Source organism: Streptomyces sp. NPDC048606 (assembly GCF_040650855.1).
Lineage (GTDB): Bacteria > Actinomycetota > Actinomycetes > Streptomycetales > Streptomycetaceae > Streptomyces.
Map to the genome: position 1 here is coordinate 204,729 of NZ_JBEZIB010000001.1, position 10,395 is coordinate 215,123.

The 10,395-nt window shown below is 72.4% G+C and carries 10 protein-coding genes; 9 read left to right on the top strand and 1 reads right to left on the bottom strand.

The genetic code is table 11. From position 1 onward, the window contains the following. Nucleotides 1-79: 79 nt before the first annotated feature. The gene (locus tag AB0D01_RS00840) at nt 80-1,684 is read right to left on the bottom strand and encodes a tryptophan halogenase family protein (protein WP_363052708.1); all 1,605 of its coding nucleotides are present in this window, start codon (nt 1,682-1,684) and stop codon (nt 80-82) included. Between the two features lie 178 nt (nt 1,685-1,862). Between AB0D01_RS00840 and sbnA the strand changes: the two genes are divergently transcribed. The 9 genes from sbnA to AB0D01_RS00885 all read left to right on the top strand — a co-directional run bounded on the left by sbnA (nt 1,863) and on the right by AB0D01_RS00885 (nt 10,388). Continuing rightward, on the top strand, nt 1,863-2,900 hold the full coding sequence (gene sbnA / locus AB0D01_RS00845) for a 2,3-diaminopropionate biosynthesis protein SbnA (RefSeq protein ID WP_363052710.1): 1,038 nt from the start codon (nt 1,863-1,865) through the stop codon (nt 2,898-2,900). A 126-nt stretch (nt 2,901-3,026) separates the two neighbouring features. Then, nucleotides 3,027-3,290: an acyl carrier protein gene (locus AB0D01_RS00850; protein WP_249768267.1), complete on the top strand. Its 264-nt coding sequence runs from the start codon at nt 3,027-3,029 to the stop codon at nt 3,288-3,290. Next, entirely contained in the window at nt 3,287-4,555 is a 1,269-nt protein-coding gene (locus tag AB0D01_RS00855; RefSeq protein WP_363052712.1) for a beta-ketoacyl-[acyl-carrier-protein] synthase family protein, read from the top strand. Before AB0D01_RS00850 ends, AB0D01_RS00855 begins: the two co-directional genes overlap by 4 nt. Continuing rightward, nucleotides 4,552-5,676 (top strand): beta-ketoacyl synthase N-terminal-like domain-containing protein, encoded by a 1,125-nt coding sequence (locus AB0D01_RS00860; protein ID WP_363052714.1) that lies wholly within the window; start codon nt 4,552-4,554, stop codon nt 5,674-5,676. Before AB0D01_RS00855 ends, AB0D01_RS00860 begins: the two co-directional genes overlap by 4 nt. Nucleotides 5,677-5,812: 136 nt before the next feature. Continuing rightward, a complete protein-coding gene (gene fabG, locus AB0D01_RS00865; RefSeq protein ID WP_363052716.1) occupies nt 5,813-6,556 on the top strand; it encodes a 3-oxoacyl-[acyl-carrier-protein] reductase in 744 nt (247 codons plus the stop codon). 46 nt (nt 6,557-6,602) lie between these two features. After that, a complete protein-coding gene (locus tag AB0D01_RS00870; RefSeq protein WP_363052718.1) occupies nt 6,603-7,337 on the top strand; it encodes a DsbA family protein in 735 nt (244 codons plus the stop codon). After that, nucleotides 7,334-8,806 carry a condensation domain-containing protein gene (locus AB0D01_RS00875; protein WP_363052720.1) on the top strand — a complete coding sequence of 491 codons (1,473 nt, stop codon included), beginning with the start codon at nt 7,334-7,336 and terminating at the stop codon, nt 8,804-8,806. The genes AB0D01_RS00870 and AB0D01_RS00875 overlap by 4 nt, the downstream gene beginning before the upstream one ends. Continuing rightward, nucleotides 8,803-10,023, top strand: a complete 1,221-nt coding sequence (locus AB0D01_RS00880; RefSeq protein ID WP_363052722.1) for an FAD-dependent monooxygenase — start codon at nt 8,803-8,805, stop codon at nt 10,021-10,023. The genes AB0D01_RS00875 and AB0D01_RS00880 overlap by 4 nt, the downstream gene beginning before the upstream one ends. A gap of 137 nt (nt 10,024-10,160) precedes the next feature. After that, the gene (locus tag AB0D01_RS00885) at nt 10,161-10,388 is read left to right on the top strand and encodes an MbtH family NRPS accessory protein (RefSeq protein ID WP_363052724.1); all 228 of its coding nucleotides are present in this window, start codon (nt 10,161-10,163) and stop codon (nt 10,386-10,388) included. Nucleotides 10,389-10,395 lie beyond the last annotated feature (7 nt).

The following is a 10,395-nucleotide window of genomic DNA, read 5'->3' on the forward strand; positions in this document are numbered from 1 at the left end:
CGGCGCGGGCCCGGAAGCCGGAGGGAGGGGCCGGCTCCGGGCCTGCGCACCGGAAGCGATCGGGGAGGGAGCTCGGGGACTACTGCTTGCCGTGCAGCTTGCGCAGGTAGTCGTAGGTGCTCGGGAGGGTGTCGAGCAGGTGCTGCTGCTCCTGCTTCACCTTGCCGAACATGGCCTCGGCGCCGGCGACGGAGTCGGGCTTGTGCGCGAGGATCGGCAGCGGGGCGTCCGGCTCCAGACCGAGGCCGGCGAAGACGCAGTAGTAGCTGCCGTTCGTCCAGAAGTTGCGGAATTCCGCCTCGAAGTTCCCGTAGTACGTGGACTCGTCCGCGATCGGGGAGTTGATCGCCAGACCGGCCTTGTACGCGGAGATCTTCTCCTGGATGTTCTGCGGGAGCGTCAGCTCCTTGTTCGCCCGCCAGAACGGGGTGTCGTTGCGCGGGGCGTAGTAGAAGTGCGCCTGGATGAAGTCGCGGGTGTCGTCGAACATCACCTCGATCTCACGGTTGAAGCTGTTGGCCAGCTCGGGGTTGAAGTTCCGGTCCGGGAAGTGCTTGGCCAGCTGGTAGATGGCCGCGGTGATGAAGTAGATGCCGGTCGATTCCAGCGGCTCCAGGAAGGCGGAGGAAAGCCCGATGCTCACCACGTTGTTGACCCAGGCGCGGCGGTTGCGGCCGACGCGGAACTTCACGTGGTTGAACTTCGTGGTCTCCGGGTCCAGACCCCACAGGGCGCTGAATTCCTTGGTGGCCTCCTCCTTCGTCGTGAACTTGCTGGAGTACACGTAGCCGGAGCCGAAACGGCCCAGCATCGGGATCTTCCAGGTCCATCCGGAGGACATCGCGATCGCGGAGGTGTAGGGCTCGATGCCGTTCGCCTCGTCGTCGTGCGGGACCGCGGTGGCCACGGCGCTGTCGCACAGGAGGTGGTCGCTCATGTCGATGAACGGCTCCTCCATGGCCTGGTTGATCAGCAGGCCGCGGAAGCCGGAGCAGTCCACGAAGAGGTCGGCGTCCAGCACCCGGCCGGCCTTGGTGTGCAGGGCCGTGACGAAGCCGCGCTCGTCCTTCTCCGCGTGCGTCATCTCGTCCTGGACGTGGTTGACGCCCTGCTTCTCGGTGGCGAAGCGGCGCAGGAAGTCGGCGACCAGCGCGGCGTCGAAGTGCCAGGCGTAGCGGGTGGAGGGGGTGCCGTCGATCCACTTCGGGGACAGCTTCGCGTCCATGACCGGGGGCTCGCGGAAGCACGCGTAGTCGAACGGCTCGTCCGTCTGGCCCTCCAGCTTCGACTTCGCCCAGTAGTGGGACATCGGGACGTTGTCGCTGTCGGGCAGGATCCCGAACGGGTGGTAGAAGTGGTCCGGTCCGCCGTTCTCCAGCGTGCGGGCGTTCGGCTCGCCCTGGCCGCCGGTGCGCCAGTTGACGAAGCGGACCGCCATCTTGAAGCTGGCGTTGCACTCCCGCATCCACTCCTCCTCGGCGATGCCGAGGTAGTCGAAGAGGACCTTGTGGAGGTTCGGGACGGTGGCCTCGCCGACACCGATCCGCGGAATGGCCGGCGCCTCCAGGACGGTGATGTCCACGGTGCCCTGGAGCGCCTTGCCGAGATAGGCGGCGGTCATCCAGCCGGCGGTACCGCCGCCGAGGATGACGACTTTCTGAATGCGCGAGTCGGTGCCGGTCATGTGAGGGACTCTCTCTTCCGTCTGCATGGGGAGTTCCGTGGTGCGATGTGCAACAGATTCCGGCCGGCCGCTATGTGCCGGCTATAACCGGTCGTATGGCGGCGATATAGCGGATTGGCCGAATCTCGTCACGCTGTATCCGCACCCCGCAACTCCCAGCAGAGGATGGCTGCATCAGATGCCGTACGACGAAGGGACGAAGGGAATCCTCTCTACCGTGGGAGGAACTCCGCTCATTGAACTGGAGCGTTTGCTGCCGGGCCTCGGCTCGCGGGTGTTCGCCAAGGTGGAGCGGTTCAATCCCGGAGGAAGTATCAAGGACCGCTCGGCACTTTCCATGGTGCTGGCGCGCATCAGGACCGGGGAACTCGTTCCCGGCAGGTCGACCGTCATCGAATCGAGTTCCGGCAACCTCGCCATCGGACTCGCCCAGATCTGCGGCTATTTCGGACTGCGTTTCATCTGCGTGGTGGACGCCCGGACCACCCGCCAGAACGTGGCGATCCTGCGGGCCTACGGAGCCGAGGTCGAGATCGTCGTCGACCCCGACCCGACCACCGGCGAGCTGCTGCCGGCCCGCCTGCGCCGCGTCGCCGACCTCGTCGCCGAGACCCCGGACGCCTACTGGCCCGACCAGTACTCCAACCCCCTCAACCCGATCGCCCACCAGACCACGATGCGCGAGATCGCCGAGGCCCTCGACGGCCGCGTCGACCAGCTCGTCGTGTCCGCCGGCACCAGCGGAACCCTCGGCGGCTGCGCCGAGTACATCCGCCGGCACGGCATGACCACCACCATCAACGCGGTGGACGCCCTCGGCAGCGTGCTCTTCGGCCCGCAGGAACGCCGCACCCGGCTCATCCCGGGCCACGGCGCCTCCGTCGTGCCGCGGCTACTGCGTCCCTCGGACGCCGACCGGGTCATCCACGTCAGCGACCTCGACTGCGTCGTCGGCTGCCGGCGGCTCGTCCGCCACGAGGCCGTCCTCGCCGGCGGCTCCTCCGGAGCCGTCGTCTCGGCGCTGGAACGGATCGCCCCGGACATCATCCCCGGCTCGAACGTGGTGCTCGTCCTGCCCGACGGCGGCGACCGCTACCTGGAGACGATCTACGACGACGCCTGGGTGTACCGGCAGTTCGGAGAGGTCTCGCACCTCTGGAAGGACGACCGGTCCGCCGGCCTCACCCCGAGCCTGGTCGATATAGGCCACCGATAGCGGCCGCTCCCACCATCGAGTCATCGGTCACAACGCACGTCCCCCACCCACCCACCCCACCGGGCGTCCACCCGGCACGGCACCGACAGGTCCGTCCCGGACCGCCCTTCATCGGAGGTACTTCGGATGACCACCCAGATCCCCGCCCTCGACGCCGAGCGCAAGGAGCAGATCAAGGAAATCGTCTGCGACATCCTCGAACTCGACCTCGACGAGGTCACCGAGACGAGCCTCTTCAAGGAGGAGCACGACGCGGACTCCCTGCGCACCATCGAGATCCTCGCCTCCCTGGAGCGCGTCTTCGGCATCACGCTGGAGCAGGCCGAGCTCAGCCGCATGGTCAACCTGGTCGGCGTGTACGCCGTGATCGCGGAGGCCGAGGGCAAGTGACCTCCCAGACGGCCGCGACGGGGCAGCGCGCCGCTGCCCGGCACCGGGTGGTGATCACAGGTCTCGGTGTCGTGACGAGCATCGGCACGGGCGTGGACGCCTTCGCCGAGGGCCTGCGGGCCGGACGCAGCGGGGCCAAGCCCATCAGCGCGTTCGACACCACCGGCTTCGCCCATTCCAACGCCTGCGAGATCACCGACTTCGAGCCGGAGGCCTGGCTGCGGGAGCTGCCGGCCGACGAGCTCGGCCGGGCCGCCCAGTTCGCGGTCGCCGGGGCCCGTATGGCCGTGGCCGACGGCGGACTCACCGAGGCCGACGTCCGGGCCCGGCGCTCCCTGGTCTCCATCGGCACCACCGACGGCGAGTCCCGCGACCTGGACCACCTCACCGGGCTCCAGGTCGCCCAGGGCGAGGACACCCTCGACCCCGTCGTGGCCCGCCGCGTCTGGCCGGGCCGGCTCTCCGCCGGCATCGTCCGCGAACTCGGCCTGGAGGACGTGGAGACGGTCACCGTCCCCACCGCCTGCGCCGCCGGGAACTACGCGGTCGGCTACGGCTACGACGCCATCAGCTCCGGAGACGTCGAGATGGCGCTCTGCGGCGGGGCCGACGCCCTGTGCCGCAAGACCTTCACCGGCTTCTACCGGCTCGGCACCATCGCCCCCGACGTGTGCAGGCCCTTCGACGCCGACCGACAGGGCATCCTCACGGGCGAGGGCGCCGGCATCCTCCTCATGGAGTCGCTGGAGTCCGCGCTGGCCCGCGGCGCCCGGATCTACGCCGAGGTCCTCGGCTACGGCCTGTCCTGCGACGCCAGCCACCCGGTCGCCCCCGACCGGGACTCGATCGCCCGCTGCATCACCGCGGCCCACGCCAACGCCGGCATCACGCCGGCCGACGTGGACTTCATCTCCGCGCACGGCACCGGCACCAAGGCCAACGACGTCACCGAGGTCGGAGCCATCCGCCAGGTGTTCGGCGAGGACCTGCCGCGCACCGTCTCCATCAAGTCGATGATCGGCCACACCATGGGCGCCGCCAGCGCCCTGGCCTCGGCGGCCTGCGCCCTCGCCCTGCGCGAGGGGTTCATCCCGCCCACCATCAACCACCGCACCACGGACCCGGAGTGCGGCGTGGACTGCGTACCGAACGAGGCGGTCGAGGCCGACCTCAAGGTCGTGCAGAACAACGGACTCGCCTTCGGCGGCAACAACGCCGTCCTGGTCCTCGGCCACTGGGAAGAAGAAAGGAGCGCGGTCGCATGAGCACGGACACGGCACCGGACACGGCAACGGACACGGACGCGGAGCCCCGCGGGCGCCGGCTCGTCATCTCGGGCTGGGCCGTGACCTCCCCGTACGGGCTCGGCCGGCGGTCCTTCGCCGAGGGACTCCTCGCGGGGACCGGGGCGACCGCCCCCGTCGACGCCGACACCTGGCCCGTCCCCTACGAGGACGCGGGCCTGATCCCGGACTTCGACATCAAGGCGGTCCTCGGCCGCAAGGGCACCCGTTCCATGGACCGGGCCACCGGCATCGCCGTCGTCACCGTCGGCGAACTCCTGGAGGACTTCGGCCAGGGCCTGGCCGCCGACCCGGAGAAGACCGGCCTCGTGCTCGGCACCTCCGGCAGCGTCCAGTCCATCATGGACTTCACCAAGGACGCGCTGACGGGGGACAAGCCCTACCTCGTCGACCCGGCCCGCTTCCCCAACACGGTGATGAACTGCCCGACGGGCCAGAGCGCCATCCGGCACACCCTCAAGGGCCCCAACGTCACCGTCTCCGGCGGATCCGCCACCGGCCTGCTGGCCCTGAACTACGCCTCCCGGCTGCTGCGCGGCGGTCACGCCAACGCGCTGCTGGCCGGCGCGGCCGAGGAGTTCTCCGTCCAGCGGGCCCGGCTGGAACGGGTCGCCGACCACGGCGGCGCCGAGGCCGACCCGCTCGGCGAGGGCGCGGCGCTGTTCCTGCTGGAGAGCGGGGAGGCCGCCCGCGAGGGGGGCCGCCGGGTGCTCGCCACCGTGCTCGGCTCCCGCTTCCGGGCCTTCCCGGAGACCGGACGGGCCGGTGCCGCGCTGTCGCGCTGCGTCGCCGAGGTGCTCGCCGACGCCGGCGTGGACGCCGCGGACGTGGCCCTCGTCGCCCCCGGCACCCCGCCCGGGCTGCTCGGCAAGCAGGAGGAGGCCGCGCTGGACGGCGTGGCGGGCGAGCGGATCACCGTACGCCCCCTGGTCGGCGACGCCACCGCCGCGTCGGCCGCGTTCCAGCTGGCCGCCGTCCTGGCGCACGCCGGCGCCCGGCCCGCCCTGGTGGACCGGCTCGCGCTCGTCACCGCCCTGGACCGGGACGGCACCGTCGGAGCCACCCTGCTGCGGCTCGGCTGACCCGACGGGGGGCGCCCGCCCGCGCCCCCCGGCCCGGCCCCCGCGATCCCCGGCCGGCCATCCCCCGCACCCCGCCCACCCCACCCCATCCCCGATTCCACGCGTCCCCCGCGTCCCGAAAGAGAGGCATCTATCCATGTCCGAGACACCGAGGCCGGTAGCCCTCGTCACCGGCGGCTCACGCGGCATCGGCCGGGCCGTGGTGGAGACCCTGGCGCGGGACGGCCACGACGTGGCCTTCTGCTACCAGTCCAACGAGGAGGCCGCCCGGCTCGCCGCGAAGTCCGCGCGGGCCCTGGGGGCGCGGGTGCTCTTCCGCCGGGTGGACGTCACCGACCGCGAGCAGGTCCGCGCCTTCACCGCGGAGGCCGAGACGGAGCTGGGACCGGTGGACGTGCTCGTCACGGCCGCCGGCATCGTCCGCGACAGCCACCTCGCGATGATGAAGGACGAGGACTGGGACGCGGTCGTCCGCACCAACCTCGACGGCACCTTCAACTTCGCGAAGGCGCTCGCCTTCCCGATGATGAAGCGCCGCCGCGGCACCATCATCACCCTGTCCTCGGTCGCCGCCGCCGGCAACCCCACGCAGAGCAACTACGCGGCCACCAAGGCCGGGATCATCGGCTTCACCAAGGCCCTGGCCAAGGAATCCGGTCGCAGCGGACTGCGCGCCAACGCCGTGGCCCCCGGTTTCATCGCCACCGACATGGTCGGCGGCCTGTCCGAGAAGCACGCCAAGGAGATGACGGCGCGGATCCCGCTCGGCCGCTTCGGCGAGGCCCACGAGGTCGCCGAACTGGTGTCCTTCCTCGCCTCCGACCGTGCCGCGTACATCACCGGACAGGTCTTCCACATCGACGGCGGACTGGTCGTCTGACCCGGCCCGACCAGTTCGACCCGACCCCACGACAGAGGAGTCCGACATGGCCGGCCGTGCCGCCAAGCCGCCCCGCTTCTACTTCAACCTGCGCAGCCCCTACAACTTCTTCGCCCTGCACGACCTGGAGCGCGACCACCCCGAGCTGCTCGACCGCCTCGAATGGCGCCCCTTCTGGGAGCCGGACGAGACCGCCTCCGCGCTGCTGGAGCAGGCGCGCGGGCAGTTCCCGTACACGCCGATGACCCGCGCCAAGCAGTTCTACATCCTGCGCGACGTACGCCGCCTCGCCGCGGCCCGCGGCCTCGCCCTGACCTGGCCCGCCGACCGCGCGCCGTGGTGGGAGCCGGCCCACCTGACCTGGTTCCTCGCCGTCGACGCCGGCCTCGGCCGGGAGTGGGTGGCCCGCGCCGGGCGCGCCCGCTGGCTGGAGGGCCGCGACATCTGCGACCCGCAGACCGTCGTCGAACTCGCCGTGGAGATCGGCCTCGACGCCGACGCCGTCAAGGGCGCCGTCGACGACCCGCGGCTGCGCGAGCGCGCCACGGCGGCGCTGCTGGACGTGCACCGCGACGGCGTCTTCGGCGTCCCCTTCTTCGTCAACGGCAGCGAGCCCTACTGGGGCCTCGACCGGGTCGCCGAGTTCGTCGCCTCCTTCGACGACGCGGAGCCCGCGGAGCCCGCACCGGCCGCCGAGCCGGTCGAGCCCGCCGAGGCCGAACTCGCCGCCGTCGGCGCCGGCCGCACCACGGACATGAGCCACGCGGGAGGCTGCGGATGACCGCCGTGACCGCCGCGAACGAGTCCCCGGCCGCCGTGCGCGCCCTGCCCCTGACCGCGATCCAGCGGTCCATGTGGACGGCCTACCGGGTCTCGCCCGAGGCCTCCGCCTACAACATCGTCATGCCCCTGCGGCTGCGCGGCCGGGTCGACCCCGTCGCCATGGACGCCGCCGTCACCGCCGTCGGCGCCCGCCAGGAACTGCTGCGCTCGGTCTTCACCGAGACCGCCTCGGGCGTCCAGCGCACCGTCGGCGACGAGCCGCTGGTCCGCCTGGAGGTGCGCGACCTCGACGGCGTCGACGAGGAGGGCCTGCACCGGGCCGCCGAGGAGGCCGGGGCCCGCCCCTTCCGCCTGGAGTCCGGCGCCTTCCGCGTGGTGCTCCTGCGCCGCACGGACGAGGACTGGGCCCTGGTCACCTCCGCCCACCACATCGTCAGCGACTTCACCTCCCGCTGGCTGCTGGTGCGCGACGTCCTCGACGCCTACGAGGGCTTCGCGACCGGTCGCGAGCCGCGCTGGCGGCCCATCCCCGGCTCCTACGACGACCACACCACCGAGGAGCTGCGCTACACCGCCTCCGACGCCGGCCTGCGCGCCGCCGCACTGTGGAAGGAATCCGTCGGGCAGGCCCCCGCCGCCGAACTCCCCCTGGACCGCCCGCGCCCCGCGCTGCGCTCCTACCAGGGTGGGACCGTCGTCCGGGAACTGGCCGAGGACACCACCGTCGGCCTCGCCGGGGCGGCCGCCACGGCCGGGGTCACCCCGTTCGCGTACCTCCTCGCGGTCTTCCAGGCCCTCACCCACCGCTGGACCGGCCAGGACGCCTTCGTGCTCGGCGTGCCCGCCACCAGCCGCATGGGCCGGGCGCAGCGCGACGTCATCGGCTGCTTCCTCAACACCATGCCGGTCCGGGCCGACTTCACCGCCGGCTCCACCTTCCGCAGCGCCGCCGAGCAGGCCGGACAGCGGGTCATGGGCGGCATGGTCAACGTCCGCTACCCGTGCGCGCTGGCCTTCCCCCGGGCCACGGTGTTCCGTACCGCCCTGTTCCTGGTCCAGATGGACCGCATGGAGCCGCCGGTGCCGAACGTCGCGCCGGGCGCCGGCGAGGGCCCGTCGATCCCGTACGCCGGGCTGGACATCGCCCTGATCGACGTACCGCAGCAGGAGGGCCAGCTCGACCTGCTGCTGCGCATCGAGCAGACCCCGCAGGGCGTCACGGCCGTGTTCTCGTACGACACGGACGTGCTGGACCGCGAGACGGTCGCCCGCTTCGCCGACGGCTACGAGCGGATGCTCGCGGCGGCCGTCGCCGAGCCCGACACGGCCGTCGCCGACGTGGAACTGGCCGGCGAGGGGGAGCTGGCCGCGCTGCTGGCGCTGGGGTCCGGCGGCGGAGCCGACTTCGGCTCCTTCGACGCGGCCGACGACTTCGAGTCCTTCGAGAGCGCCTGGGAGTACCGGTGAGCCTGAAAGTGGCCGTGATCGGCGCCGGACTGGGCGGTCTGACCGCCGCGGCGGCCCTGTACGCCCGGGGTCTGGACGTCGAGGTGTACGAGCGGGGCGAGGCCCTGCGCGAACAGGGCGTCGGCATGCACCTGGGACCGAACGGCACCCGGCTGCTGGAACGCCTGGGGCTCGGACCGCGCCTCGCCGAGCTGGCGGTGCGCCCCGAGGCCCTGGAGGTCCGGGCCTTCCACAACGGCGCGAAGGTCGCGGAGCAGGAGATGGGGGAGGCCTGGGAGAGCCGCTTCCGGGCCCCCTACCTCACCGTCCACCGCGGTGACCTGCACCGCATGCTGGCCTCCCTGGTCCCGGACGATCGCGTCCACACCGGGCGGGAGCTGGTCCGCTTCGCGGAGGACGCCGACGGGGTGCTGCTGGAGTTCGCCGACGGCACCACCGCCCGGGCCGACGTCCTGATCGGCGCGGACGGCGTGCACTCGGCGGTGCGCCGCGCGGTCGCCGGCGAGGACGCCCCCGTCTACTCCGGCAACAGCGCGCTGCGCGGGCTCGTCGACGCCGCGGACGTGCCCGACCTGGACCCGACCCGGATGTACATGTTCGCGGGCCCCGCCGCCCGGGTGCTGTGCTACCCGGTCGACGGCGGGCGGCGGTTCACGTACGTGGCCGTCACCCCCTCCCCGGAGGGCGACGCCGAGTCGTGGACCTCCGCGGGCGACCGCGCCGACCTGGACGCCGTCCTCGCCGGCTGGGCCCCCGAGGTGCGGGCGCTGGTGGACGCGGCGGGCGAGGTGCGCCGCTGGGCCCTGTACGACCGGGCACCGCTGGAGCGCTGGAGCACGGCCCGCACGACCCTGCTCGGCGACGCCGCCCACCCGATGCTGCCGCACCACGGCCAGGGCGCGAACCAGGCCGTGGAGGACGCGGTCGCGCTCGCGGTGTGCCTGGCACGGGCGACGGAGGACGCCGAGGGGATCACCGCCGCGCTGGAGCGCTACGAGGCACTGCGCCGGCCGCACACCACCCGGGTGCAGCTCGGCTCCCGCGAGGGCGCCCGCCCGGCCCCGCCGCGGGGCGACGCCCGCCCCGGCGGGGTGGCCGCCGCGGCCGAGGACGTCACCTGGATCCTCGACCACGACGTCGAGGCGGCCCTGGAGGCGGCCCCGGAGGAGGACGCCCCCGGGGCCGAACCCGCCACCGTCGCGGCGCTCGCCGCCTGACCCGCCCGCCCACGGGCCCCCGACGCCATCCGGCGTCGGGGGCCCGTTCGCGTGCCGGGACGTATATGCGCTCGATAGGGCATCGATAGCGCCCTCTTCAAGGATGGGCGACACCTGACCACGCGAAGGGAACAGCGATGAGCGAACAGCAGACCGACCAGGCGCCGGAGACGGCGTACCGCGTCGTCCTCAACGACGAGGAGCAGTACTCGATCTGGTGGGCGGACCGCGAACTGCCCGCCGGTTGGAACGCCGAGGGCTTCGAGGGCACCCGCGAGGAGTGCCTCGCCAGGATCACCGAGCTGTGGACCGACCTGCGCCCCGCGAGCCTGCGCCGTCGGATGGCCGCCGGTACCGCCGCCTGACCATCCG

Coding starts and splice junctions, on each gene's coding strand:
- AB0D01_RS00885 (WP_363052724.1), top strand. CDS start 10,161: ATGAGCGAACAGCAGACCGACCAGGCGCCGGAGACGGCGTACCGCGTC.
- sbnA (WP_363052710.1), top strand. CDS start 1,863: ATGCCGTACGACGAAGGGACGAAGGGAATCCTCTCTACCGTGGGAGGA.
- AB0D01_RS00840 (WP_363052708.1), bottom strand. CDS start 1,684: ATGACCGGCACCGACTCGCGCATTCAGAAAGTCGTCATCCTCGGCGGC.
- AB0D01_RS00860 (WP_363052714.1), top strand. CDS start 4,552: ATGAGCACGGACACGGCACCGGACACGGCAACGGACACGGACGCGGAG.
- AB0D01_RS00850 (WP_249768267.1), top strand. CDS start 3,027: ATGACCACCCAGATCCCCGCCCTCGACGCCGAGCGCAAGGAGCAGATC.
- AB0D01_RS00875 (WP_363052720.1), top strand. CDS start 7,334: ATGACCGCCGTGACCGCCGCGAACGAGTCCCCGGCCGCCGTGCGCGCC.
- AB0D01_RS00870 (WP_363052718.1), top strand. CDS start 6,603: ATGGCCGGCCGTGCCGCCAAGCCGCCCCGCTTCTACTTCAACCTGCGC.
- fabG (WP_363052716.1), top strand. CDS start 5,813: ATGTCCGAGACACCGAGGCCGGTAGCCCTCGTCACCGGCGGCTCACGC.